Annotated in this window: 21 protein-coding genes; 9 read left to right on the forward strand and 12 right to left on the reverse strand. The window is 70.6% G+C overall.

Annotation, left to right across the window (positions count from 1 at the left end; translation table 11 throughout):
• Positions 1–10 precede the first annotated feature (10 nt).
• Together K8612_RS12875 and K8612_RS12880 are read right to left on the reverse strand one after the other, a co-directional pair.
• On the reverse strand, positions 11–1,570 hold the full coding sequence (locus K8612_RS12875; RefSeq protein WP_223762471.1) for a DUF4139 domain-containing protein: 1,560 nt from the start codon (positions 1,568–1,570) through the stop codon (positions 11–13).
• Positions 1,570–3,792, reverse strand: coding sequence for a DUF4139 domain-containing protein (locus tag K8612_RS12880; protein WP_223762472.1), 2,223 nt, complete (start codon positions 3,790–3,792; stop codon positions 1,570–1,572). The genes K8612_RS12875 and K8612_RS12880 overlap by 1 nt, the downstream gene beginning before the upstream one ends.
• A 385-nt stretch (positions 3,793–4,177) precedes the next feature.
• On the opposite strand from K8612_RS12880, the gene K8612_RS12885 reads away from it, so the two are divergent.
• The 3 genes from K8612_RS12885 (at position 4,178) to K8612_RS12895 (ending at position 8,881) form a co-directional block, all read left to right on the forward strand.
• Positions 4,178–5,140 (forward strand): alpha/beta fold hydrolase, encoded by a 963-nt coding sequence (locus K8612_RS12885; RefSeq protein ID WP_370639871.1) that lies wholly within the window; start codon positions 4,178–4,180, stop codon positions 5,138–5,140.
• A gap of 140 nt (positions 5,141–5,280) precedes the next feature.
• On the forward strand, positions 5,281–6,390 hold the full coding sequence (locus K8612_RS12890) for an extracellular solute-binding protein (protein WP_223762473.1): 1,110 nt from the start codon (positions 5,281–5,283) through the stop codon (positions 6,388–6,390).
• Positions 6,391–6,472: 82 nt separating this feature from the next.
• A complete protein-coding gene (locus K8612_RS12895; protein ID WP_223762474.1) occupies positions 6,473–8,881 on the forward strand; it encodes a PAS domain S-box protein in 2,409 nt (802 codons plus the stop codon).
• 99 nt (positions 8,882–8,980) lie between these two features.
• Here K8612_RS12895 and K8612_RS12900 read toward each other — a convergent pair whose 3' ends face one another.
• From K8612_RS12900 to K8612_RS12915, 4 genes are read right to left on the reverse strand one after another with little or no spacing between them, the layout of a single operon-like run.
• Positions 8,981–9,778: an SDR family oxidoreductase gene (locus tag K8612_RS12900; RefSeq protein ID WP_223762475.1), complete on the reverse strand. Its 798-nt coding sequence runs from the start codon at positions 9,776–9,778 to the stop codon at positions 8,981–8,983.
• Entirely contained in the window at positions 9,762–11,351 is a 1,590-nt protein-coding gene (locus tag K8612_RS12905) for a bifunctional 3-(3-hydroxy-phenyl)propionate/3-hydroxycinnamic acid hydroxylase (protein WP_223762476.1), read from the reverse strand. Before K8612_RS12905 ends, K8612_RS12900 begins: the two co-directional genes overlap by 17 nt.
• 3 nt (positions 11,352–11,354) lie before the next feature.
• On the reverse strand, positions 11,355–12,308 hold the full coding sequence (locus K8612_RS12910) for a fumarylacetoacetate hydrolase family protein (RefSeq protein WP_223762477.1): 954 nt from the start codon (positions 12,306–12,308) through the stop codon (positions 11,355–11,357).
• Between the two features lie 3 nt (positions 12,309–12,311).
• A complete protein-coding gene (locus K8612_RS12915) occupies positions 12,312–13,343 on the reverse strand; it encodes a VOC family protein (protein ID WP_223762478.1) in 1,032 nt (343 codons plus the stop codon).
• A 246-nt stretch (positions 13,344–13,589) separates the two neighbouring features.
• On the opposite strand from K8612_RS12915, the gene K8612_RS12920 reads away from it, so the two are divergent.
• Entirely contained in the window at positions 13,590–14,201 is a 612-nt protein-coding gene (locus K8612_RS12920) for a TetR/AcrR family transcriptional regulator (protein ID WP_223762479.1), read from the forward strand.
• 33 nt (positions 14,202–14,234) lie between these two features.
• On the opposite strand, the gene K8612_RS12925 is transcribed toward K8612_RS12920, so the two are convergent.
• The 3 genes from K8612_RS12925 to K8612_RS12935 all read right to left on the reverse strand — a co-directional run bounded on the left by K8612_RS12925 (position 14,235) and on the right by K8612_RS12935 (position 17,001).
• The gene (locus K8612_RS12925; protein ID WP_223762480.1) at positions 14,235–14,783 is read right to left on the reverse strand and encodes a D-alanyl-D-alanine carboxypeptidase family protein; all 549 of its coding nucleotides are present in this window, start codon (positions 14,781–14,783) and stop codon (positions 14,235–14,237) included.
• 121 nt (positions 14,784–14,904) lie between these two features.
• A complete protein-coding gene (locus K8612_RS12930) occupies positions 14,905–15,306 on the reverse strand; it encodes an MGMT family protein (RefSeq protein ID WP_223737976.1) in 402 nt (133 codons plus the stop codon).
• An 87-nt stretch (positions 15,307–15,393) separates the two neighbouring features.
• On the reverse strand, positions 15,394–17,001 hold the full coding sequence (locus K8612_RS12935; RefSeq protein ID WP_223762481.1) for a patatin-like phospholipase family protein: 1,608 nt from the start codon (positions 16,999–17,001) through the stop codon (positions 15,394–15,396).
• 98 nt (positions 17,002–17,099) lie between these two features.
• Here K8612_RS12935 and K8612_RS12940 point away from each other — a divergent pair, with 98 nt between their 5' ends.
• Together K8612_RS12940 and K8612_RS12945 are read left to right on the forward strand one after the other, a co-directional pair.
• Positions 17,100–17,453, forward strand: a complete 354-nt coding sequence (locus K8612_RS12940) for a hypothetical protein (protein ID WP_223762482.1) — start codon at positions 17,100–17,102, stop codon at positions 17,451–17,453.
• A complete protein-coding gene (locus tag K8612_RS12945) occupies positions 17,450–17,716 on the forward strand; it encodes a hypothetical protein (protein WP_223762483.1) in 267 nt (88 codons plus the stop codon). The genes K8612_RS12940 and K8612_RS12945 overlap by 4 nt, the downstream gene beginning before the upstream one ends.
• Before the next feature lie 24 nt (positions 17,717–17,740).
• Here the strand turns inward: K8612_RS12945 and K8612_RS12950 are convergent, their stop codons facing one another.
• From K8612_RS12950 to dgcN, 3 genes are all read right to left on the reverse strand, one after another.
• The gene (locus K8612_RS12950; protein ID WP_223762484.1) at positions 17,741–19,372 is read right to left on the reverse strand and encodes a DUF2339 domain-containing protein; all 1,632 of its coding nucleotides are present in this window, start codon (positions 19,370–19,372) and stop codon (positions 17,741–17,743) included.
• A 94-nt stretch (positions 19,373–19,466) separates the two neighbouring features.
• Positions 19,467–20,195, reverse strand: coding sequence for a YebC/PmpR family DNA-binding transcriptional regulator (locus K8612_RS12955; RefSeq protein WP_223737979.1), 729 nt, complete (start codon positions 20,193–20,195; stop codon positions 19,467–19,469).
• 61 nt (positions 20,196–20,256) lie between these two features.
• Positions 20,257–21,270, reverse strand: a complete 1,014-nt coding sequence (dgcN, locus tag K8612_RS12960) for an N-acetyltransferase DgcN (RefSeq protein ID WP_223762485.1) — start codon at positions 21,268–21,270, stop codon at positions 20,257–20,259.
• A gap of 115 nt (positions 21,271–21,385) precedes the next feature.
• On the opposite strand from dgcN, the gene K8612_RS12965 reads away from it, so the two are divergent.
• The 3 genes from K8612_RS12965 to K8612_RS39535 all read left to right on the forward strand — a co-directional run bounded on the left by K8612_RS12965 (position 21,386) and on the right by K8612_RS39535 (position 25,856).
• Positions 21,386–22,006 (forward strand): hypothetical protein, encoded by a 621-nt coding sequence (locus K8612_RS12965; protein ID WP_223762486.1) that lies wholly within the window; start codon positions 21,386–21,388, stop codon positions 22,004–22,006.
• A 170-nt stretch (positions 22,007–22,176) separates the two neighbouring features.
• Positions 22,177–22,722 (forward strand): sigma-70 family RNA polymerase sigma factor, encoded by a 546-nt coding sequence (locus K8612_RS12970; protein WP_223762487.1) that lies wholly within the window; start codon positions 22,177–22,179, stop codon positions 22,720–22,722.
• A complete protein-coding gene (locus K8612_RS39535) occupies positions 22,719–25,856 on the forward strand; it encodes a CHAT domain-containing protein (RefSeq protein WP_223762488.1) in 3,138 nt (1,045 codons plus the stop codon). Before K8612_RS12970 ends, K8612_RS39535 begins: the two co-directional genes overlap by 4 nt.
• Positions 25,857–25,868: the final 12 nt, after the last annotated feature.

Below are 25,868 nucleotides of genomic sequence, written 5' to 3' on the forward strand. Positions count from 1 at the left end.
TGGCGATCCCCTAGATGCCCGAAACCTTCGCGGCGCTGGCCACCGTGAAGCCGAAGGCCACCGTCTGGCGGGAGCGCGGCGGCACGCTCAGCTCGAAGCGCACGATGCCCTCGTCGCTCACCTTCGTGGGCGCGGGCTTCGTGGCGTCCTTGAGCAGCGCCACCTCCACGGCCTCCACCTCCGACACCGGCATGCGCTCCTCCACCGCGAGCGCCGCGGGCTTCGCGCCCATGTTGGAGACGAACAGCTTCACCTTCTGCGTCCGCGTGCGCCGGCCGGTGATGCGGGCCACCTCCTCGCCCACGTCCACCTGCCTCGACACGCGCAGGGAGTCCTCGCTGCCGAAGCCCAGCTTCACGCGCTCGCCCCGGCCCGCGAACTTGAGCTGCGCGCGGCCCACGTAGCCGTTGGCGCGCACCAGGTCCACCGGACCCGCGAGCAACACCGCCGGCCCCGTGTTGTCGAACTTCGCCACGCGGTGCACCAGCGGTGACTGCTCCGGGCAGGCCACCAGCTCCGACGTGGCCGGCGAGGTGAACGCGAACAGCGCCACGCGGTGCGCCTCGCCATCCGACGGCACCGTGGCCTTGTGCGGCGCGGCCAGCGTCACGGGTTCGCCGCCGTCATCCATGCCGGGCAGCGCGTCCGCCGCCTTCGCCGCTCCCGCTTCGCCCGTCTCCTGGAGCGACTCCTCGCGCAGGGTGACGTCCACCACCTGCTTCTCGCGCGACGTCTTCTCCCGCAGGGAGAGCCAGTCCTCCGTGAGCCGGGGCGGCGTGGCGCCCAGCGTGGGCCGCGCCGTGGAGAAGGCCAGCGTCACGTCCTTCCACGCCTCGCCGGTGTTCTGCCAGACCACCGCCTCACACTCCAACCTCACCGAGGACTCCGCCTCCGAGAGGCCCAGCACCGCGCGGTAGGCCGGCCGCCACGCGGCGCACGGCACCAGGTAGCTGAGCGTCAACGTCGCCTCACCGCCCGGGGCGTGGCTCACGTCCAGCTCAGCGCGCACGTCCAGCGTGGGCTCCGGCATCTCCGTGCGCGACAGCACGTCGCGGGTCTCCTGGATGTGCTGCCGCTCCAGGCGCCCCAGGTCACGGCGGGCCTGCCGCAGGTGATCGTCGGTCGCGGTCTGCTCCTGGCGGACCGTCGCCAACTGCTCCTTCCACTTCACCGGATCCGCTTCACCGGCGCCGGTGCGCTCGGAGATGGCGCGGAGGATGTCCCGGCGCGCGGTCTCCAGCAGGACGTGCTTCGCCTCCAGGCGCCGGACCTCCGCCTGGGCGCGTGCCAGCACCTGCTCGCGCTCGAAGGCGCGGCGGGCCAGCTCCGAGTGGTGCTCGCGCAGCGCTTCGGGCAGCACGGCGCGCATCGAGCGGCGCAGGCTGGCCTGGGTCACCATGCCTCCGGTGAGCTTCGCCTGGAGCGAGCGGTCCACCGCCACCGCCGGCAGCCCGTCCACCACGAGGCGGCAGGGGCCCGGGGGCAGCGTCACCGTGCCGCTGCGCTCGACGAGCGCCCGGTCCTCCAGGACCGTCACCTTGATCAGGGGCAACAGAATGGAAGTGCGCATCACGTCCTCCGGTTCCCGCCGTTCAGCATCTTGCTGGCGGGCAGCTTCACGACCCACGTCGCCTTCATCGAACGCTTCTCTCCCGCGGGGACGCTCACGCGCCACACGCGCTCGCCCTCCACCGCCTCTTCACCCGGCAGCGGCGTGGGCTTCTGCCAGGGCGGCACCACCTCCGACTCCTCCACCTTGATGTCCTTCTGGGATTCGGGGACCGCGCTGATCCGCTCGGAGATGGCGATGTTCGCGGCGCGGGAGAGGTGGTTGGCCACCTCCACGGAGACGTGGTGCGTGAGCACCGTGCTGTTTCCGAACATGCCGCCCGAGGCCTCGTCGAAGCGGGTGTTGCGCGCCACCTGGAGCGCCTCCTCCACGCCCAGGCCCAGCCGCTGCGTCTCGCCCGGCCCCAGCGTGGGCATGGGCGACGTCATCAGGAACTCGTCGCCGAGCGTCACGTCCACCGGCCCGGCGAGCAGCGGATGCTGCGAGGCATTGTCCAGGCGCACCGTGCGGAAGACGCGAGGCTCCACGGAGGGCACGCACACGTACTCGGCCTTGAGCTCCAGGGGCACCGTCAGCATGGGCACGGTGTGCCACGCGCCATCGGACGGCACGTCCGCGACGGCCTCCGCGTCGAAGCGCGCGTCGAAGTGCCGGGCTGACTCGCGCGGCGGCACGGCCCAGGAGGGGGGCGCCACGCTGCTCACGGACTCGGCGATGACGAAGGCCTGGGCCTCCAGGCGCACGACCTCCACCTGAAGGCTCACGGACGTGATGGACAGCATCGCCTGGGAGACGAGCGCGGAGCGGGGACGCAACCGGCCGCGCTGCCCCGGAGAGGCCGCGGAGGCCAGCGTCAGCGAGTCGTAGTCGAACAGACCCTCCGCCGGCTCCAGGCCCGCCGCGCTCCGGTGCTCATCGCCAGCGCCGCCCTCTTCTTCATCCATCAACATGTCCGCCATCGGGGCGTCATCGAAGTCATCCTCCGAGACCGCGCGCTTCTTGCTGCGCATGCGGTCCATGCCGCCACCGCCGCGGGGCGGGGGCATGCTCGGTGCCGGAGCGGCGCTGGGGACGTTGCGGCTGGGCGCCGAGGGACGAGCCCCTCCCAGAAAGGCTCCCGAAGCCTTCGGCGCAGCCATGGGCGGAGGCGGCGCGGACACGCTGGGCGGCGCTCCTGGCGGGCCTCCGAACGAGGCCGATTCCTTGTAGAGTTCCTCCTGCTCGTAAGCGCCTTTCGCCATCTCCGGCGCGGGCATGGGCGGCGGTTGGGGCTTTTGGGGGACGGGCTCCGGCCGGGGAACGCGCAGCGCGTCGTAGCCCGCGAACAGCTCCTCCAGGCCCGGCGCGGGTTCACGCCACCCCGAGCGGGCGGGGGGCGGCTGGCTGCGGCCGATGCGCAGCGATTTGAGCTCCGGCACCTCCGCGCGCCGCTCCAGACTCGCGGTGGAGACCGCCAGCCGCACGCCCGTCCAGTCCTCTCCGGTCCGCTGGACGACGGCGGCGCGCATGCGCAGCGTGCCTTCCACCAGCGTGCGCGGGAGGCGCAGGTCATAGGTGGGCACCCAGCGCGCGCCGGCCACCGCGTACTCCAGCACCAGCCGCGCGTCCGCGGTCGCGGCGATGGGGCCGGACAGCGTCAGCAGCGCCGCGCGGAACAGCCGGGCGCGGTCCACGCTCCGCGCGGAGGACAGCTCCTGGACGCGGCGGCGGCGGAGCTCCAGCTCGTTCGTGGCGTCGCGGTGCTGGCGCGCCAGGTCCAGCTCCTGGGCCTGCAGCTCCGCCAGCTCCGCGTCCACGAAGCCCGTGAGGGACAGCATCGCGGTCAGCGGTGCCTCGCGCGGGGGATGGCCCTTGCGCTGGGCCGGCCAGGTGGGAGCCAGGCCGCGCAGCGCCGCGATCTCCGAGCGGACCCGCTCCAGCCGCCCATGCACCGCCGCCAGCGAGGCCTCCGCCGCTTCGAGCGCGTGCTGTTCCGCGGGCAGCTCCGACTCCGGCGGCATCCGCACGTCGAACGTGGGCTTGAGGTCGCGGACGAGGAGCTCCGGCGGGCCCTCCACCACCCGGGCGCGCAGCGAGCCCGTGCGCAGGGCCAGCGGAAGGCCGTCGATGCGGACCTGCCCGGGCAGGTGTCCGTTCTCGGGCGAGAGCACGAACGCGCGCGTGCACAGCGCGCCCTCGGCGTGAACGGTGACGGATTCCAGGACGGACGGTACGACGCGCATGAGCCCCCTCTTCCGTGGAGAGGCCCGCAGGCTACTCCGAGGCCGCCGCGAATGGCGACCTGGAGAGAAGGGGGCAAGAACTTTCAGGGCCCGGCTCACGCTCCGCGCCGTGGGGGCGTGCACGCCCAGAACGCGGTTGACGGCGTGCGCGCGGATCATGTGCGTGTCCGGCGTCTGGGATTGGCAACGTCGAATGCACGGGACCGGGGGGCGCCATCCCGCGCGACCGCATCGTCTGTCTTGAGGGCGAGGGGATTCAGTGGGAGATGGAATTTTGCGATGAGTAACAGCCAGTCATCATGGGCAGGCTTGATTTCGTTCCGTTGTCACGGTGTTCATGCAAAGCTTGCCGTCCATGCGAACGTCCTGGTTACGTCTGTCTTGGGTGCTGTTGCTTTCCGCCTGTGCGACCACGCCGCCCCCGCCCCCCGGCGGCACGGCGGATCCGCTGCACCGGGTGAGCCGGGTGCGGGTGGCGCCGGAGGTCGAACTGGAGGTGCTCGACTTTGGCGGCAAGGGGCCGGCGCTGGTGTTCCTGCCGGGCATGGGGAGCACGGCGCATGTCTATGACGTGCTGGCGCCGGAGTTCATCGCCACGCACCACGTCTATGCCTTCACCCGGCGCGGCTTCGGCGCGTCGAGCTGGCCGGCCACCGGCTACGACAGCGCGACGTTGGGGCATGACGTGCTGGCCGCGATGGATGGCCTGGGGCTCGCGAAGGCGACGCTCGTGGGGCACTCGCTCGCGGGGGACGAGCTGAACTGGATGGGCCTGAACCATCCGGAGCGGGTGGAGGCGCTCATCTTCCTGGACGCCACGGACAACAAGGGAGAGATCGCGGAGTTCCTCAAGCCCGGTCCGCTGCCGCCGCTGCCGTTCACCGTGCTCGACGGGCAGCCGTCACGTGAGGCGGTGACGGCGCTGCTCGCGCGCGACCTGGGCGGTCCGTTCCCGCCGCATGAGATTGATCAGGCATTTGAGTTCGACGCAGCCACGGGCGCGTACCTGCGCTACCATCGCATGCCGGAGGCGACGGAGCAGTGCATCCGGGGCGCCGCCTTGCCGGACTACGCGAAGCTGCGCGGGCCCGTGCTGGCCATCTCCGACGATCTGGCCTTCGCGGCCTGGGTGGAGCATCTGGCCCAGGCGGAGAACCTCCCCGGGGACCTGCGCGAGCGGGCCCGCGCGTTCCTGCCGGAGCTGCGCCAGCGCGAGGCCGCCCAGGAAGCGCTGCTCAAGAGCCTGCCGAACTGGAAGGTCGTGACGCTCCCCGGCGCGGGCCACTACCTCTGGCTCCCGCGACAGGCGGAGGTCATCTCCGAGATGCGCGCGTTCCTCGCGCGATAGGTCTTCACCCCACCGGCATCACCCCCGAGAGGTCACCTGCAATGCGCTGGAGAGCCTTTGTCGTCCCCGCCGTCCTGGTCCTGAGCGCGTGCTCGGAGTCCTCCGATCCCGACCCCACGCCCAGGCGCCCGTTGAAGGCCGTGCTGTTTCCATACATCCCCGACTCGGCGGGGGACGGCTTCGCCAGCCTGGAGCAGCGATTGGAGGCCGACTTCGAGGCGGCCCATCCGGACATCGACCTGGACGTCGTCTTCGACGCCAACCTGGATGTCTATGACCTGAGTGAAGGCGGGACGCTGAACCAGTTGCTCGGCACGGGGGCCGGGGCCGCCCAGGTCGTGGAGGTGGACACGCTGATCCTCGGAACGCTCGCGGAGAGACAGTGGATCCAGCCGGTCGCGCTGGAGGCGGGCGTCGTGCATCCCGCGGCGGAGGAGGCGGTCCGCATCGGCGGTGAGAACTACGGCGTGCCCACCTACCTCTGCACCAACGTCGTCTATTCGCGGACCTCGAACATCCAGTCCGCGACGGACAGCGCCTCGCTCGTGCGCATCCTTCGCGAGGCTTCTCCCGGCAAGCGCCCGCTGGCGACGAACCTCGACGGGAGCTGGACGCTGCCTTCCTCGTACATCGATGCCTGGGCGGACACGCATCCAGGGGACGCGCTCGCGGGCGCCATCTCGCTGCCGCTCGACGCTCCGACGATGAGCGCGTTCGCGGACGTCGTCGACAGTTGCTCGCTCGAAGCGGGCGTCAACCCTTGCCTGGATGGCAGCTACGCGGACAACACGGTGGCGGAGGTGGCCTTCGCCCAGGAGCAGGCCAACGGCTTCATGGGCTACACCGAGCGCCTGTTCTACATCCTCCAGTCGCAGCCCGCGATGCCCCTCCCGGAGGTCATCTCCGTCCCGCTGGGCGCGGGCTCGGCGCCGGCGGTCTTCGTGGATGCGCTGGTGCTCAACGCGAACTGCACCGGGACCTGCGCGGAGGACTCCCGCGCCTTCACCGCGTTCATGCAGGCCCCCGGAACGCGCAGCCTCATCGCCTTCAGTGAAGACGGCCCCCAGGGCACCCGGCCTCGCTACCTGCTCCAGGCCAACCGCGCCTTCTATCAGCAGGAGCCCGCACGCTCCGACCCCATGTATCAGCGGTATGAAGCCCTCCTGGGCGGAGCGCGGCCGTATCCCAACCAGCGCTTCCCCGAGAACCGGAAGGCACTGCAGGCGGCCCTGCTCGAAGCCCTCCAGTAGCGCCGGGAGGGCGACGTCTGGCGAATGAGTGGGCGAGCCCCCATCGTTGAAGAGGGAGGAATCCACCCCCTTCACGCGTCCCATGGCCCGCTTGCACGACAGCCCGGCGCAGCCACCCTCGGGTGGCTCGCCATCGGAGTACAGCAACCTCCTGGATGCCGTGCTCGCCAGCATGGGCGAAGGGCTGCTGGTGGCGGACGAGCACCAGCAGCTCGCGTTCATCAACCCGAAGGGCGAGCAGATCCTGGGCATGGGCGCCACCGACGAGCCGGTCAGCCGGTGGCCCGCGCATTACGGGTTCTACCTGCCGGACCAGGTGACCCTCTATCCGTCCGAGGACCTGCCCATGACCCGAGCCCTCCGGGGCGAGGCTGTCAGCCGGGCGGTGGTCTTCCTGCGCAACGCCAGAAGGCCGGAAGGCACCTGGCTGCACGTCAGCTCCAGCCCGGTCCGCGACGTGACCGGGCGGGTGCGCGGAGGCGCCTCCGTCTACAGCGACGTCACCGACTTCAAGCGGGCCGAGGACGCGGCGCGCGAGGGCGCGGCGAAGTACCGGTCGCTCTACAACACCACGCCCGTGATGATGCAATCCATTGACCCGCACGGGCGGCTCATCAGCGTCAGCGATTGCTGGTTGAGCACGCTGGGCTACGAGCGCGCGGAGGTGATCGGGCGCGAGTCAGTGGAGTTCCTCACCCCGGCGTCCCGGCGTTACGCCCGCGAGGTCGTCCTGCCCGAGTACTACAAAACGGGGGCGTGCAAGGACGTGCCGTACCAGTTCGTGAAGAAGGGCGGGGAGGTCATCGACGTCCTGCTGTCCGCCATCGTGGAGCGGGACACCTCCGGCAGGATGGTCCGCTCGCTCGCGGTGCTGCTCGACGTGACCGAGCGGAAGCGCACGGAGGAGGCGTTGCAGGAGAGCGAGCAGCGCCTGCGCGCCATCCTGGACAACGCGCCGACCGTGTTCTTCCTCCTGGATACCCAGGAGCGCTTCCGGTTCGTGAACCGCGAGTGGGAGCGGCTCTTCCACCGCACCCGGCAACAGGTCGCGGGCAAGACCGTCTTCGATGTCTTTCCCCGGGAGATCGCGGAGACGCTGCACGAGGCCAACCACGACATCTTCCAGCGCCGCGTCGCCGTGCAACGGGAGGAGCGGCTCCTGCACGACGATGGCATCCACGTCCACCTCACGCAGAAGTTCCCGCTGCTCGACGCCACGGGGGCGGCCTACGCGCTCTGTGGAATCGCCACCGACATCACCGAGCGCAAGCGGATGGAGGTGTCCCAGCGGTTCCTGGCCGAGGCGAGCCGCGAGCTGGTGGCCTCGCTCGACCCGGAGACCACGCTCCAGCGCGTCGCCGAGCTGGCCGTGCCCCTGTTGGCGGAGCTGTGCGTCTTCTTCGTGCGGACGGACGGCGTGGGCCTGCGGCCGGTGGCGGTGGCGGACCGCTCGCGGGCCCGCGCGGCGAGCGTGCGGGAGTGGCTGTTGCGCCACCCGCCGGACCCGGACGCCCGCCACGGCCCGGCCCACGTGCTGGCCACGGGTGAGTCGGAGGTGTCCGAAGCGTCACGGGGCCTGTGGGACACCGAGGCCCTGACAGAGGAGCTGCGGCCGCTTCGGGAGCGGCCCTCGCTGGGGGTGCCGCTCCAGGCCCGAGGCCGCACCCTGGGCGTGCTGTACCTCCTGTCTCCCGAGCCGGGGCGCACGTACGCGCGGGAGGAGCTGACGTTGACGGAGGAGCTGGGGCGCCGGGCCGCGTTCGCCATCGACAACGCGCAGCTCTATTGCTCGGCGCAGGAGTCCATCCGCGCGCGGGACGAGTTCCTGTCCATCGCCTCCCATGAGCTGAAGACCCCGTTGACCTCCATGCGGCTGCGGGTCCAGCAGATGGAGTCCGTGCTGTCGGGGGCGCGGCCCCTGTCCCCGGAGCGGATGACGCGGATGCTGGAGGTCTTCCAGGACCAGCTCCAACGCCTGTCGAACCTGGCGGACCACCTGCTCGACGTCTCCCGCGTCCACGAGAAGCAGCTCGACCTGCGCATGGAGGAGATCGACCTGGCGACGGTGGCCCGGCACATGGCGGGCCATGTCTCGGAGTCGCTCCAGAAGGCGGGCTGCGAGTTCGAGCTGGTGGCCCCCGAGCCCGTCTGGGGCCGCTGGGATCGCCTGCGGATGGAGCAGGTGATGCTCAACCTGCTGACCAACGCGATGAAGTACGGCGCGGGGCGGCCCATCCGGATGGAGGTCACGAAGCACGCGGGCAGGGCGCTGCTCATCGTCGAGGACCAGGGGATGGGCATTCCGCTCGAATCCCAGGAGCGCATCTTCGAGCGCTTCGAGCGCGCCGCCTCCCTCAACTACGGAGGGCTGGGCCTGGGGCTCTTCATCACGCGACGCATCGTCGAGGCGCACGGCGGCAGCATCCACGTCGAGAGCGAGCCGGGGCACGGCGCGAGGTTCATCGTGGAGCTGCCTCCGCGCGCGGCCTGAACGGCCGGTCGTAATTCTCGAACGGGCTCAAGCTGCGCGTCGGGCCGAGCCAAGGCCGCATGACATTATGCCCGAGAGGCGCTTGCGCAGCGTGACGCTCTACTTGGGCACGGCGTTACGTACCAGGCCTTCCAGGACTCCTGGCAGGAAGCGCTTGAGTAGGAGCGCCAGCAGCTCTTTTCCGAACGCCCCGACGTAGGTCTCGCTCGTCTTTTTACTGACGGCATTGAGGATCTGGCGTGCGGTGAGGTCCGCTGGGTGGCCTTTGGCGATATCGCTCCCCACCTCGTTCTTCGGCGAGCCGTCACCCGTGAGGGCGTTCTTCGATACGTCGGTCTGGATGTAACCGGGGCAGACCAGCGTTACAAAGAGCCCGTCGTCAGCAATCTCCGCACGCAGGCAGTCGAAGAACCCGTGCAACGCGTGCTTGCTCGCCGCGTAGGCTGAGCGTTGCGGTGTGCCGACCTTTCCCATCACCGACGAGACAACGACGAAGTGTCCGGCCTTCCTCTTCACCATTGACGGAAGCAGTGCCTTCGTTAGCGCCACCGCGCCGAAGTAGTTGACGTCCATGATGCGGCGGTCGACGTCGAGGCGGGTCTCCTGGGCCAGCGAGCGCTGGCTGATGCCACCGTTGTGGACAACGACGTCGATGTGGCCGAAGCGCAGAAGCGCGGCCTCGACGTGGGCAGGAAAGGTTTCCGGCTCCTCGAGATTGAGCGGCAGCACGAATGCCTCGGTGCTGCACCTCGCGGCGACCTGTTCGAGCTCCGCGCGCCGACGCGCCGAGAGGACCAGTCGCGCGCCCTCACTCGCGAACGCCTCTGCTAGCGCCGCGCCGATGCCCGAGGATGCTCCCGTGATCCAGATGACCTGGCCCTCAAAACGACGTCGCATTCAATCCTCCGCTTGCTGCAGCAGCATCCCGGATGCCGAGGAGGTCAAGGGACTCGCGAAGCACGCGCTCTGCGTCCGAGACCGGCCCATCGTGAAGAGTCGTCCGGTCAGGTCGAACGACGACGCACCACTCGTCGCGTGTGAGCTTCGCGAACGCCCCCGTGGCATCCTCGAAGCTGCCTGGTTTCGGTGCGCTCCCTTGCGCGTGCAGCACCACCGTCGTTCCGCCGAGGCGCTCCCAGCGCCGTGCCGTGTCGGCGCCGATGGCCGGCGGTGCGGCGGCGGAGCAGAGCAATGTGAAGCCATGCCCGAAGGCCTCATCGCTCAGCAGCGTCGTTCCGTGCGAGTCGCGGACTTCGCCCTGCGGGAGCCACGCGCCACGCGCGAGGCGGCCTGAACCGCGCGCGAAGAGGCCGTTGTCGTACGCATGCGCCGGCTTCATGCCGAAGTCGCTGATGAACGACTTGAACGGCGGGAGGTGCCGCAAGACCTTGAGGCTGCCGTGGGCGAGCCACGCCCACGCCCGCGAGCGCGGCATGATGAAGAGCCCCGCGAAGCGCGCGAGGTCGATCATCTTCTTGGCGTGCGGACGCCGCTCCAAATCGTAGCTGTCGAGAATCGAGGCCGCGGCACGTTGCTGTGTGACCCATGCGAGCTTCCACGCAAGGTTCGCGGCGTCGCGCAGGCCCGCGACGAGCCCTTGCCCGACGAAGGGCGGGGTGATGTGGGCCGCATCTCCCACCAGGAAGACGCGTCCCTTGCTGAAGTGCGCGCAGGCGCGAGCATGAAACCGATAGACTGCCTTTCGCTCGAGCCGGTATTCGCCCGGGCTCGTCCAGGGGCGCAGCAGCTCGGAGATGGCTGTATCCTTCAACATCTCGTCCCGCCGTTCACCCGGGTGGAGCATGAACTCCCAGCGCGTTCGGCCTCCGGGCGCGGCCATGTGTGGGCCAGGCCGCTTCGGGTCGCAGATGAACTCGACATGGTCGATGGTGTTGGGGAGATCCAGCGCATCCACGATGAGCCAGTCTTCAACGTACGTGGCTCCATCGAAGGACTCACCGATGGACGTGCGGACCGACGAACTCGCGCCGTCCGCACCCACAAGGTAGCGGGCGCGGACGAACTCCTCTGTTCCATCCGTTGAGCGGAGCAGCGCTCGGATGCCGTCGGCCTCTTCGGTGAATTGGACCAGCTCCATGCCGGTGCGGGCCGTTACCGTGGCTTGCCGCTCGACGTTCGCGCGCAGCGCACGCTCAAGCTCTGGTTGGAAGAACGTCACAAGCATCGGGTGGCCATCAATGACCTTCGATGTGTCGATGCGTGCGATCTCACCGAACTGTGGGCTGCGAAGCACGACGTAGGGGACAGGCATGCGGGCGAAGTCGCGTGCTCCGACGCCGACCTGCTGGAGAATGCGCAGGGCTTCATTGTCGAGAGCAATGGCCCGTGGTGCCGTGAAAACCTCCAGGGCCTTGTCAACAACCAGCGCACGCACTCCGTAGCGGCCGAGCAACCCCGCGAGCGCCGCTCCGACGGGGCCGTAGCCAACGATGAGGACGTCGAAGTCCATCGCTTACCTCTCCGCGATGATGAGGTTGCGTTGAACACCGAGGTCGAGTCGACCGTCGTCGCTCCGGATGCTTGCTTCCACGACATCCCCGGGCTGCAGGTACTGTGTCCGCTTTGCCTGCATGGCCAAGAACAGTTTCCACCTGGCTTTTTCGGGAACGAGCGCTGCCAGCCGTTGTTTCATGGGAGAAGGGACGCTGAGCGCGCATCCGGCAGGCGTGCCCGTCGCGAGGAGATCCCCTGCGCGAAAGTCGTGAACGCCTGACAACTCAGTGAGTGTGGCGGCAGGACCGTGTACGAGGTTCGCCGTGGTGTCCTGCTGGCGGACCTTGCCGTTGACCTTCAAGCGGAGGGTCAGCTTGCGCAGCAGGTGCGTGTCCTCTGCGTCGAACAATGCGAGCTGCGGACCCACGGGGCCGAAGGTCCGGAACGACTTCCCCTTGTAGAACTGCATCTCGGGGATTTGTACATCGCGCGCCGAGTAGTCGTTCACGATTACCGCGCCTGCGATGAAGTCATGGAGGTTCTGGTCCGTGATCTCCTGGGGTTGGGTGATGTCACGCCGGAGCACGAGCCCAAGCTCAATCTCGTAGTCGAGGAACCGCACGCGCGTGGGGCGCACGACGTCGCTGTCGGCGGGGACGATGCACGACGACGCCTTGGTAAAAATCATGTTGAACGTCTTGGTGTCGGGGTCGACTCCTGACTCGACCATGTGCTGGCGGTAGTTCGCGCCCTGGCACACGAACTGCTGGTTGTGCGTGACAGGCGAGAGGACCTTGACGGTCGCGAGGTCGAGGGATGTCCCATCGAGTGCGGCGAGCTGGGGAAGGGAGGCACTCCGTACGAAGTCCCCCGTCGTCGGAAAGTCACCGGGCACTGGAGTGACAGAACCGCCGCGCACTACTCCCCAGTGGACCTTGTCTTCATGTTGGTAGCGAACGACATGAACAATCATGTTTCACCCGAAGAGCCGTGCGAGCGTGAAGAGCTTACGGAGGCTAAGGTCAGGGCTGCGCCGGACATGCCGGACGAGGGCCGTGACCGTCGCGGGAGTGATGGCTGGAGCAGTGAACGAGCGCGGCATGATTGGGCCCCATTGGGACATGGCCTCGCGGCTCACCGGGTGAACACCCATGGGCACCTCTTCGGTGAAGAGGTCGCCATCGCAATAGTGCTCGTGCTTCTGACCCATGGGGTCGGTCCAGTAGTCGAAAATCTGACTGCCAAGGATGTGGCGGCCGACCCCCCAGGCGTGTTTCCAGCCGCGCTCGCGCAGCACGCGCTGTCCCATTCCGACCGCGTCGGCGTCGACGACCTCGAATGCCGCGTGGCTGAACGCCGGCCTGATGCCCTGGGCGAGCGCCAACGTGTGGTGATCCGCGGGCGTGTCTCCAAGGTTCAGGCGCATGAAGACGACGGCTGGCGAGCCATCGGGCAGCACCTGTACGTCACTGGGAAGGAAGCCAAAGTGTCGTGTGTACCACCCACACGTTGCCTGAAAGTCGGCGACCTCGAGCACTACGTGGCCCAGCTTGAGCACCTCTGGCGGCGCGATAGGAGGGCGCTGCGGTGAGTTGATGCGTGCGTGCTCTCTCCCGAAGTTGAGAGGGAGGGGGGCGCGGTGCGGAAACGCGTCTTCTTCTTCTTGGCCGTGGATGGCCTCGACGACGAAGCCTGATGGGTCGGTGAGCACCACGGCATTGCCGCCACCCGGATGTTCCGCGGGGCGAATCGGGCTCGCGCCAGGGAGCCCCGCGAGGAGCTCGAGGTCCGCGTTGCTTGCGACCCGAAGCCCGAATCCAATGAAGCCCGCTCCCGCGCCCGCGCGCCGCTCAATGCGATAGCAGTAGGGGGTGGGCGCCGATGCGCGCAGGTAGAGCGCGCTCGCCGTGCGATGCACGACGTCGAGTCCGAAGTCCGACAGGAAGCGCTCAGCCTCTTCGACCTGCGGCAGCCCGAAGATGAGGTGGGTGAGCTCCTGCGCCTTCACGGTTGGCGAGGAACACCTCGAGGGCTCCGCCGTCCGAAGCGTGAGAGACTGAGCACGTGGGTTCATTCTGATGATTTAATCAGTTCTGATATTTTCGTCAAATTGGTTCGACCTATGCCAAGATCCAAGACTGCATCGAAGCGCACCGCTCCTCGCGGACGAGCCCCTGTCCCGACCCCACTGACCGTGCCAGCCGACGAACCGGCATCGCGCGGCGACAAGCGGAGGAGGGAGACGCGTGAGCGCTTGCTGAAGGCGGCCTTCCGGCTGTTCGCCGAGCGTGGTGCCGACGCTGTGCCAATCAACGAGATTACCGACGCGGCGGATGTCGGCTTCGGGTCTTTCTACAACCACTTCCCGTCGAAGGAGGCGATCCACGAAGCGGTCCTCACCCAGGTCTTCGACGCGTTCGGTGATGCCCTCGAGCGGCTGGCAGCCGGCATCGAGGACCCGGCAGAAGTCATCGCGGTGAGCGTCCGCCACGCGCTACAGCGTGCGCAGCGTGAGCCCCTCTGGGGCAAGCTTCTCGTCCGCGAGAGCTACCAGGGGCAGGTCCTCGCGCGTGGACTCGGGCCTCGACTCCTGCGTGACATTGGGCGAGGGATGGCGAGCGGGCGCTTTTCCACGCCTGATCCGCTTGTCAGCTTCATCGTTGTTGGATCCAGTGTCCTGGGTGCCGTCACCGCGCTGTTGCTTCCCCCCGAAGCGGCCCGTCTTGCCGAGGCGGCGAGCCTTGATACGCGGACAGGCGACCTGGATGTTCGCACAGCCGCCGCTGCGCTCCATGTGCTTGGACTGACCCGTTCAGAGGCTGAACGGGTCGCGCGCCGTCCACTGCCTGTCGTCGAGTTCCCTTGATGGTTGTTGGACGCTCAGGGCGCGAAGCCCGTTTCATGCTGGCGCGTCCTGGCGGACCACCGCGGGCGCGGGCTCCAGGTCCAGGGGGCGGCCCAGGCAGTCCTGGCCGTCCTCGGGCGCGGAGGTGCTCCGGGGCCGGTACTCCCAGTGCCACGGCTCCGACTTCACGGTCCGCTGGAAGCCAAAGCGGCACGCGTTTCCCGCGAGCCAGTCATACGTGGGGGAGGCCTCCTCGCTGCCCACCACCAGGTCCACCGCGAGCCCCCGGTTGTGATTGGAGCGGCCCGGCCGCGCGGCCTTGGGCCCCAGGCCCTTGCGGTAGCGGCGCCACAGGTAGCGCTGCTGCTGATACGAACGCCACCCGCTCGTGACGAGCAGCGGCTGCCCCGCCGTGCGCGCCTCCTGCGCCATGCGCTCGAACGCGGCCGCCGCGTCGCGGTGCAGCCGGTGGCCGCTGTGGATCCGCACCAGCCGCGGTGCCTTCGCCTTGGCCCTGCGGACCTTGGCTTCCTTCGCGAACCCGGCGGGGGCCAGCAGACAGACCAGGAGCACGAGGCCCCAGCGGAGCAGGGGAGAGGACATTCTTCGGAGGTCCAAGCAGTGGGCGGGGAGTGGAGGCTGCCGCCTTTGTTCCGCCGTGAAAAGCAGGCGGGCTGGCGAGCGCTTCTCCCTCGTGCCCGGTCGCCCGGACGCTCCGTGAGGACTAGAAGAGCTTGAGCTGTGCGTCGGGTGCGGGCGCGTCCCGGGGCGGCAGCACGTTGAAGCCGTGGGCGCGTGCCCAGGCCTCGCTCGGGCCCCTCCAGTGGTGCGCGTCCATGCGCACGTGCCCCGTGTCGTCGAAGGCGACGCCCTCGGCCTCCAGCAGCTCGCGCTGGCGGTGGCCGGAGGTGCTGATGCCTCCCGTGCGGTTGATGATGCGCTGCCACGGCACCGTCGCGGCTCGCGACCCCAGCGCCGCCATCGCGTGGCCCACGGCGCGCGCGTCACAGGCCCCGCCGACGATGGTGGCGATGTCTCCGTAGGTGGCCACCTGTCCGGAGGGCACCTGTTCGCAGACGCGGTAGATGCGCTCGTACGGGTCCTGCGTGTCGGTGGGGGATGCCATCGGGTCTCCGGGCTGGGGCTGCCCGAATCCTACTCATGGCATCCACCGATGCACGCGGAACCCGAGGCGTCCGCCGCCTCGGGGACGCTAGGCCGCCACGGCCTGCCGCTCCCGCGACGGAGCGCCGGCTTGATTGAGCACCGCCCACTCCTGGCGCAGGCGCACGTACAGGGCATTCAACGGCTGGCCCGGCGCTTCGTACTGGCCCACATGGTGCTCCACGATGTGGCGCAGGAGCACGTAGCAGGTGGTGGCCGCGCCCGCGCCCTCCACGGCGGCGAACTGGGCCGCGTCCGTGAACCAGAGCGTGGTGGGCATCTGGCAGGCCTGCGTGCCCGTCGCCACCAGGTGCGCACCGGGCTTGAGCCACGGGTGCTTCGCGAACAGGTTGGGCCGGTCCACCGTGAGCGTGGAGATGAGGTTGGAGATGCGCCGGTCCTTGAACCTCGAGTCCCCGTACACCTGACCGAACACGAGGCCTCGCACCCGCTTCATGAACACCTGGGACGTCAGCGCCAGGAGCGACGTCCCTCGGAGCACCAGCATCTGCGCGAACTCCGGCACCGTGAGCTTCTTGAAGGATGGCCAGACATCCAGGTCCATCTGCCGCTTCACCAGCGTGATGACATCCGTCAGCCGCGCGCGGACCCAGACCAGCGCCGTCGCCACCGACGCCGTCAGCACGCCGGGGATGAGATAGAGGAAGTAGTCCCGAGGCTCCCAGTCGCCGGTGCGAGCGGTCTCGAACCCGCGCCACGCGAGGATGCCGGCGGAGAGCAGGGCGAGGAAGAAGAGGCCGTAGGCCAACCAGGAGACGCCGTTCAGCGTCACCCAGCCGCGCTTCGTCGGGTTCTCCGGGACGTTGTACATCTCCGGGCTCTGGACGCTGACGTCGGAGATGAGCAGCGTGGGCGGCGGCTCCGCCCGGTTGTACGCGAGCAGCAGGCTGTCGATGCCCTGGTTGTCATAGATGCCGCCGTCCATCAGCGGCAGGCCGCTCTGGAAGCCCGGGCCCAGGGCCGCCAGCGCGGTGTCGAGCGGATAGCCCTGGGGCCAGTGGAACTGCTGCGGGAACACCAGCGGCTCGAAGCCGCCCGGGAAGCAGGACGACGCGGCGGCGATGTCCGCCAGCCGGACGTGGCTGGCCACCGGGCGCGGCATCCGGTAGCCGTTGTTGCCCAGGACGATGCTCGGGTTGCCGCTGCGCCGGAAGCGGAAGTCCAGGCCGGTGTGGAACTCGGTGGTGTTGAAGATGGCCTCCTGGAGCTGGAGCCCGCCCGCGTCCAGGACCTCACCGAAGCGCCGGTCGCCCAGGAAGTCGGGCCGGGCGTAGACGTCCGCGGCGGACCGGATCAGGCTGGCCCACGCGTGGCTGCCGTGGTCCCGGTTGGAGGTCAGCCCGGTCAGGGCCTCCGCGATGACATTCGTCCGCAGCAGATACGCGGAGAACGCCTCGTGAAACGCCTTGAACGGCTTGCCGTCCAACTGGCTCACCACCCAGGCCATGCCCGTGAGCGTCCCCCCGGACACCGTGGACAGGCCCACCACATCGGACAGGAGTCCCACGGTGTCGAGGAACCGCAGCGTCCCCAGGTGGAACGCCGCCGCGCGGTAACCCCCACCGGACAGGGACAGCGCGAGCGGTCCGAGCGGACCGTGTTTCACGGAGACAGGGGCGGTGGTGTCTTGGCTCATGGCGGGATTCGGGGCGCGGCGGGGAGGACGGCGCAAGCTTAGGCCAGAACGGAAGGACCATGGCGCTTCGCACGGGACCTGGGCCAGGCTCCCAGCCCATGCCAATTCCTTCCTCGCATCGTCGCAAGGCCGTCTCCACGGCGCTCTTCTGCGCGGGACTCGCGCTGGGCTGGCCCCTGTTCGCGGGCGCGAAGCTCCAGGGCGGGGTGTGTGATCCGCTGAATGATGAAGCCGACGGCATCCGGGTGAGGCTCGTGTCGGCCACCGCGGATGGCGTCTCCATCATCCCCGAGCAGGGCACGGGGCCCATTGGCGCCGTCTACAACGTGTGGGCCGTCCGGCCGGAGGCGGGAGCGACCGGCGACTTCGCCAGGGCCATGCTCTTCGAAGCCGAGCCGACGGAGGGCACGGGCGAGCTCTACCGGAACCTCGACCTCCAGAGGCAGCCATGAGGAAGCTGGGCATCGTGCTCGCGGGCATGCTGACGAGCGCCCTGGCCTCGTCGCTGTTGACGGCCTGCTGTCCGGATCGCCCCCCGCGCGTGGTCTTCAAGCTCCCCTTCGGGAACTACGGGGTGACGACCCCCACGGCGGACACGAACTATCGCCTCTTCCTCTCCGAGGACGGCGTCACCGTGGTGGAGACCTTCGAGCGCGGGGGCAAGGCCTACCGGCAGGAGTACCGGGTGACGGAGCGGACGGAGACCGACACCTGAGCGGCCGCGACCGGCCTGGGGCCTTCACCCGCGCCGGTCGCGCAGCCGCGTGTAGGTGTATGAGACGAGCAGCAGCATGACGCCCAGCAGGATGAACGTGACCACCCGCTGATCCGGCGGCAGCTTCGCCACGTCCACCAGCACCAGCCGCCCCAGGGCGAGCCCCAGCACCGCCAGCGCGGCCAGCCGGTACCAGCGCTCGCGCACCGCGAAGCCCACGCCGAAGAGGAGGAAGGCGGCGATGACCCAACCCAGCGTGACGAGCCCCTCGGGCATCCGCGCGCCCACCAGCGCCACCAGCGCCAGCCCCGCGCCCGCCGCGCAGACGGCGGTGAAGGCCTTCCGGGCCTCGGGCTCCGGCAGGCCCGCGACGCGCACCGTCCCGCCGCGCTCCACCAGCACGAACGCCACCACCAGCCCGGTGAGCAACGACAGACGCCCCGGCGTCTGCCATTCACACGCACCCAGCGCCACGTAGAGGATGAGCACGCCCACGCCCCGCAGCACCGGGGACTCCACCCCGCGCGCGGCCAGGCCCGCGGCCAGCCCCGTCACCGTCCACGCCGCCACCAGCGCGACGTCGTCGTAGTTCGCGGGCATGGCCAGCGCGAGCGTCACCGCCGTCAGCGCCAGGTACGCGTGCGTCAGCGCGGAGGGCGCGCGCTGGAGCCTCGACACGGCGGCCCCCGCGCCATGCGCCAGCGCGACGACGAGGAGGAAGCCGAAGAGGTGCGAGTCCTGCTCCTGGGAGACCTCGTACGCGCCCAGCGACGTCAGGCCCGCCCAGTTGAGCAGCGTGAAGGCGAGGCTCGCGCGCACGGGCAGGTCGCGCGGGCGCACGAGCAGCGCCACGGAGAACAGCAGGAAGTAGAGCGCGAGGAAGCCCAGGCTCAACAGGAGCCGGTCATCCTCGGGCGCGCCCGGCGCCATGTGGCCCGTGCGCACCGCCCAGACGACGTGCGTGCTGTACACGGCCACCAGGCTGGACAGGGGGACGATGACCCAGCGGTTGCGCACCAGGAAGAACAGCGCGCCCGCCGCCAGCAGCGTGGTGGACAGCAGCGTGAACGCGGTGATGTCGCTGAGCATCCCCGTGTGCAGCCCCAGGAACAGCGCGATGCCCGCCACCGTCTCCGACTGCATCCGGTGCGCGATGGTCACGATGGCCACCACGAACCCCGCGAGCAGCACCAGCGCCAGCACCTCGCTGTCGATGACCCGCACCGCCGGGATGAAGTGCAGCGCGTAGGTGACGAAGTACGCGAGCGCCAGGCCGCCGCCGAAGACGATGCGCCCGAAGAGCTGATGCCGCCGCGCCAGCCACAACCCGAACGCGCCCAGCCCCGCGCTGAGCAGGTAGCCCGCGCCCACGCGCGCCAGCACCCCCAGCTCCCCGAAGTGGTACGTGATGAGGTACGCGATGCCGATGATGAGCGCCACGATGCCCAGGCGGCTCAACCAGTAGGTGCCGACATGCGCCTCCAGGTCCCGCTGCTCGGGCGCGGCCACCGGGGGCGTGACAGGGGAGGGCGAGGCCACGGGGCGCGGCGCCTCCCGGGCCTCCAGGCTCGCGAGCCGCGTCTCCAGGGCCGCGACCGTCGCCTCCAGCCGCTTCACCGTGTCCCGCAGGTCCTGCCCGTCACCCTCGTCCGCCATGGACCTCCCTTGGGCGGAGCTTCAGCGGCTCTGACGCCACGTGCGCGTGGCCGTGGCCCCCGGGAAGCGCGCACGGGGGCTGCGGGCCGTTGCTTCAGGCGAGGTTGTGGAAGACGTGCTGCACGTCGTCGTCCTGCTCCAGCATGTCCACCAGCTTGAGGACCTCCGTGGCCTGCTCCTCGGGCAGCTCCTTCAGCGTGCCGGGCAGGGGGATGTACTCGGACTGGGTGGACACGGGCGTGATGCCCTTGGCTTCAATCGCCGCCTGGAGCTTGCCGAAGTCCGCGAACTTGCAGCGCAGGAGCAGTTGCTTCTCGCCCTTCTCGCCGGTCGTCTCGCCCATCTCCTCCAGGCCGTGGTCGATGAGCTCCAGCTCCAGCTCCTCCTGGTTCACCCCTTCCGCGTCCAGGCGGATGGCGCCCATGTGCTCGAAGAGGCGGGACACGCTGCCCGCCGTGCCCATGCTCCCGCCCAGCTTGGTGAAGGGGAAGCGGACGTTGGCCACGGTGCGCGTGACGTTGTCCGTGGCCGCCTCCACCAGGATGCCCACGCCGTGCGGCGCGAAGCCTTCGTACAGGAGGATCTGGTAGTCAGCCTGGTCCTGACCGCTGGCGCGCTTGATGGCGGCGTCCACGTTGGTCTTCGGCATGTTCGCCGCGCGGGCGTTCTGCACGGCCCGGCGCAGCGCGGGGTTCGATTCGATGTTCGGCCCGCCCGCCTTCACCGCGATCACGATGTCCTTCGTGATGCGCGTGAAGACCTTCGCCATCTTGTTCCAGCGGGCGAACATCGTCGCCTTGCGTGTCTCGAAAATGCGTCCCATGGTTTCCTCAATATACCGTGGCCCGCTCCGGTGGAGAGGCTTTCGGAAAGGGGCGGGTGTGTCACCCGCGCGGGAAGCGGCTCGCCAGCGCGTCGGCCAGGGGGCCCGCGCCCGTCCGGAGGGGGTCCACGCAGGGCAGGCCGTGCGCCCGGCCGGTGGCCTCCAGGAGCGCGCGCGCTTCGGCCTCGCCCAGGTGCTCCGTGTTGATGGCGATGCCCGTGCACTGGATGGCCGGGTTCGTCAGCCGGCCCTCCAGCACCGTGCGGTCGATGACGTCCTGGATGGACGGCAGCGGGTGTTTCACGCCGCGCATGCGCGTGCGCGTGGGCTCATGGCAGACGATGAACGCGTCCGGCTGCGCGCCGTGCAGCAGGCCCAGCGTGACGCCCGCGAAGGAGGGGTGGAACAGCGACCCCTGGCCCTCCACCACGTCCCAGTGGTCCGCGTCGTTGGCGGGCGTGAGCCACTCCGCCGCGCCGGAGACGAAGTCGGACACGACGGCGTCCAGCGCGACGCCGCGCCCGGAGATGAGGATGCCCGTCTGCCCGGTGGCCCGGAAGTCCGCCTTCCACCCGCGCTGACGCAGCTCCTTCTCCAGCGCCAGCGCCGTGTACTTCTTGCCCACCGCGCAGTCGGTGCCCACGGTCAGCACGCGCAGGCCGGGACGCTTCGTGCCCTGGCCCGTGGCGAAGTCCCGGTCCGGGAAGCGCACGTCGTGCAGCCTCCGCCCGTGCTTCGCCGCCGCCGCGGCCACGGCGGGGAACGAGGACAGCCGCTTGTGCAGCCCGGTGGCCACGTCCAGCCCGGCCTCCAGCGCCCGCGCCAGCGTGTCCACCCACGCGTCCGCCAGCACGCCGCCCGGGTTCACCACGCCCACCACCAGCGTGCGCGCGCCCTTCGCCTTCGCCTGGGCGAGGTCCATGTCCGGCAGGCCACAGTCCGCCACGCAGCCCGGGAGGCGCAGTTGACCCACGCACCAGTCGGGCCGCCAGTCCACGATGCCGTGGGCCGTCTTGGCCGCGAGCTGATCCTTCACGTCTCCCAGGAACAGCAGGTAGGGCTTGTCGATGTCCACGCGCGGTGCCTTAGCACGGCCGAAAAACGGCGTGGAAATGGCGCGGGGGAATAAGCGCGACAGCGGACGTACCAGGGAGGAGCCCGCACATGGGCTTCATCTTCCGGAGTCATCCATGCGCTTCATTCCCTCCGCCGCGCTCGTGTTCGCCGCCTCGCTTGTCACCGCCTGTGGTGGCCCGCTCGACGAGCAGGCCCCTGGCGCGGACGTGGTGGACGAGTCCATCGCCAGCCAGGAGCAGGGCGTCGACGAGTCCTGCGTGGGCTCGACCGTGGTGCTGGCGCAGCCGGACGGCGCTTCGGTGGCGGCGGTGTTCCCCCACTGCTCGTACGCGGACATCTCCGCGGCCTCCAACGACAGCACGTATGATCAGCCGGCCTGCCCGCACCGCTTCGTGACGGAGATCACCGGCCTGAACGGCGGCTATGCCCAGCCGTTCGTGGAGGTCATCCCGGCGTCGAGCAACGTGACGGAGAGCGCCTGCAAGGGCGTGGCGATCACCGGCGCCGCGTTCGGCTACGCGAACGGCGTCTGGTGGGGGCTGGGCTCGGTGAGCACCACCGGCACCTGGTACCCGGCGGGTCCCTTCTTCCCGGCGTTCTGCGGGCTGCGCTTCAACATCGGCTCGGGCGGGTCCGGCTACAGCAAGATCCGCGTCACGGGCCTGGGGGCGGCGCTGGGCGTCTTCAAGACCCGGGTGCGCACGGGCGTTCGCATCGGCAACGGCCCCTGCTAGCCCTCCGGCCTGCCACCCCGGGCGTCCCACCTTTCAGGTGGGAAGCGCCAGGGAGGGTGTCGACGGACTTCGCGGGCGGGGCGGCTCCTGCTAGGAACGCCCCCGTGGTCTTCCGCCCGCGATCGCCCCGCGCCGTCCCGCCCGGGGAGTCCTCCGCATCCCAACCGGAGGTGTCCTCGGCCTCCCGTGGGGACGCCGCGGAGTTCCAGGCGCTCATCGCGCGGTGCGCTCCGGCCCTGGAGGAGCGGGCCCGCATCCTGTGCCGGGGCCGCAACCCGTCGGACGCGAAGGACCTGTTGCAGGAGACCTACGAGCGGGCCTTCCGCGCGTTTCATACGTATGACCGGTCCGCGCCTCCCATGGCGTGGCTGGCGTCCATCCTCGTTCGACGCTTCCTCGACTGGTGCCGGCACGACCGGCGCCACCCCCAGGAGGAATTCACCGACGCGATGGGGGACACCCTGGCGGAGGCCGAAGCCGCCCCGGAGACATGGGCGCGCTACACGTTGGACGACGTGTGGCAGGCGGTGGAACAGCTTCCCCCGGAGCTGCGCGAGGTGGTCCGTATGAAGGACATGGAGCGACAGAGCTACGCGGAGATCGGCCGGCGGCTCGGCATCCCGTCCATGACGGTGGGCACCCGGCTGTTCCGCGCGCGCAAGAAGCTCAAGGAGCTGCTCCTCGCCCGTGAAGGCACCGCGGGGGGCCCGGCGTGACCGCCTCCTGTGAACAGCTCGCCGCCTTCGTGGACGGGGAGCTTCCGCCCGAAGAGGCCGAGGCGTTCCAGGCCCACCTCGCCACCTGCGCGGAGTGCCAGGTCGGCCTGGAGGATCAGGTGCAGGCGAGCCTGCTGGTGCAGGCCGCCGCCGAAGCGCGTGCCGGCGCCGGAGAGGCCGCGGGCGCGGGCGCCCGGTCCGCGAGGCCTCCCGGTATGGACGCAGGGCCCGTGGCGTCCCGAGGCCCGGCGGAGCCGGTGGGTTCGGAAGGCGTCCCCGCTGCCTCGGCGGCGGGGCCGGCGCTGCGGGCCGTCCCTGGCACGGGGAGCCAGTCCAGGCCGACGCCCGATGCCGGGACGCGCCCTCCGTCCGCTCGCCCTCGCGGCCGCGCGGTGTGGGAGCGCCGCCGTGGGATGGGCTTCGCGGCCGCGGCCGCCGCGATGGTGCTCGCGGTGCTGCTGGTGGGGCGTCCCTGGCGCTCCACGGAGGCCGAGCGCACGCTGCCCTTCGCGTTGGCCTCGGCGCGCCCGCTGGAGGGCCGGCTCAGTCATCCGGGCCTCGCGGGCTACCGCGCCACGGGCACGATGCGCGGCGGCGCGGACGGACGGCCGGAGCTGGATTTGCGGGCCCTGTCGGAGCTGGAGGCGAAGGGCGATCTGCACGGCGTCTCGACCGCCTGGCTCGCGGCCGGGGACTTCGAGCGCGCGGAGCGCATCCTGGAGCGGCTGCCCGCGTCGCCCGCCGTCCTGGGCGACCTGGCGCTGGCGGCCCTGGGGCGTGCCCAGCCGGAGCGCGCGCTGACGCTCCTGGAGCGGGGCCTGGGGACCGCGCCGGACGACGCGCGGCTGCACTGGAACCGGGGCCTCGCGCTCCAGGCGCTCTCGCTGGAGCTGGCCGCCGCGGCGGAGTTCTCCCTCGTGGCGCAGGCGAAGGAGCCCGGCTGGAGCACCGAAGCCACCGAGCGCGCGGAGGGCCTGCGCAAGGGCGCGCTGGCGCGGCGGGATTCGTGGCAGGCCATGAACGCGGCCGGCATGGCGCTGGCGCTGGACGGCACGCCGTACCCGGGCTCGATGGCGCGGCGCAACCCGGACCTGGCGCGGCTGTACCTGTACCACGCGCTCCGGGCGGCCCCGTCCGCGGAGCGCGTGAAGGCGCTGGCCCCGCTGGCCGCGCTGCTGGACGGCGTCACCCGCACCCAGACGGCCAGCGCCTACGTGGCGCGCGTGGCGGCGGCGGACTTCAGCAAGCGCGGCCCGCTGGCCGGCACCTACCGGGAGCTGCTCGCCGGCACCCGTTCGCTGGCGGGCGCGGAGGCGGACGCGTTCCTCGCGCGGCTGCGGCGCTCCGGCGAGCGCGACCTGCTGCTGGGCGCCATCCTGCTGCTCCACCAGGAGGACCGCTTCGTCGACGAGCTGGCGACGCTGGTCCAGCAGTCGGGTGAGCCCGCCTGGTACGACGCCCCGCTCGCCCGGGGCCGGGCCCACGCGGCGCAGGCCCGGGGCGACCTGGAGACGGCGGAGACGTCCCTCAAGGACGGGCTGGCGGCGTGCCGGAGCGCGGGCTTCCAGGACCGCTGCGTGGACCTCCAGCGGCACCTGGCGGCGCTCTACAACCGGATGGATCGCCGCCACGAGGCCGAAGCGCTGGCGCGCTCCGCGCTGGAGGAGGCGTTCCGCACCGACAGTTGGTTCCAGGAGGAGGTGCTCCTGTCCGACCTGGTGACGAGCGCGCGGCTGAGCCACGCCCCGGCGCTGGCCCGCGCCTACCTGGACGAGTTCGTCCAGCACGCGCCGGAGGACTGCGCGCGCCGGTCGGAGTACCACCACGCCCGGGCGCTCCTCTTCGTGGAGGACCTGGACGCGAAGCGGGCCCGGCGCGAGGTGCAGGACGCGCTCACCTGCCCCACCGCGCCCACGCTCCTGGAGGTCGCCGTCGCGGGAGACCTGCTGCGGCTGGAGGGCGCCACGGTGCCGGGCCGCGAGCTGGACCGCGTGCGCGAGCGCATCCGCGTGCTGCGCGAGGACCCGTCGCTGACGGTCGGCGAGCGGCTGCTCGTGGACCACATCGAAGGGCGCATCCTCATCGAGCGCGACCGCGAGGCGGGCCAGAGGCTCCTGCGCGGCGTCATCACCGGCTCGGCGCTCCACCGCTCCACGGACATCGAGGCGCGCAAGGCCTGGGCCCACAGCCACCACGTGCTGGTGATGGACGCGGGCCGGTCCAGCGAGTGGGGCCCCGCGGTGGACCTGCTCGCCCAGGAGGTGGACCGCACCGCGCCCACGTCGTGCCTGCTGGCGCTGGCCGGACAGGACGAACGGATGCTCTTCATCGCCCGGGGGCCCACCGGCGCGAGTGACGGGGTGTACCTGCACGCCCTCAAGCAGCCCCTGCGAGAGAAGGTGCCCGCGGTGCCCGAGCGGCTGCTGCAGGTGCTCGCCGGCTGCGACGTGGTGAGGGTGCTCGCGGAGCCCATCCTCCTGGGACGCCCGGGGCTGCTGCCGGGGGAGCGCGCGTGGAGCTACCTGGCTCCGGGCGGCCACCGCGTGGACGCTCCGGCCCCGGCACCCGTCCCGAAGCGGCTGGTGGTGTCGGACGTGGAGCCGCCCGCGGCGCTGGGGCTGCCGCGCCTGATGCCGTGGAAGGGCATGACGGGGCCGGGGGACGTCCACCTGCGGGGCCGCGCGGCCACGCCGGAGGCGGTGCTCGCGGAGATGGAGGACGCCACGGAGGTGGAGCTGCACACGCACGGCCTCGCCGGCACCGTGTCCGACGCGGCCTTCCTGGCGCTGTCCCCGGACGCGGCCGGCCGCTACGCGCTCACCGCGGAGGAGCTGGAGGGGCACACGCTCCGGGGCGCCCCGGTGGTGATGCTGGCCGCCTGTGACGCGAACGTGGGCGCGTGGCGCTACCACGCGGTGTCCAGCCTGCCGTCCGCGCTCATCCAGGCGGGCGCGCGCGCCGTGGTCGCGCCGTCCACGGAGGTGCCGGACGTGGAGGCCGGGGCCTTCTTCCAGGCGCTGGTGGACTCGCTGCGGCGCGGCACCCCGCCGGCCCGGGCGCTCCGGGACACCCGCGCGCGGTGGCTCCAGCAGGGCAGCGCCCGGTGGGTCCAGGACCTGGTCGCGTTCGAGTAGGCTCCCGGCGAA

The sequence above is a fragment of the Corallococcus sp. AS-1-6 genome, assembly GCF_020037015.1.
Taxonomy (GTDB): Bacteria; Myxococcota; Myxococcia; order Myxococcales; family Myxococcaceae; genus Corallococcus.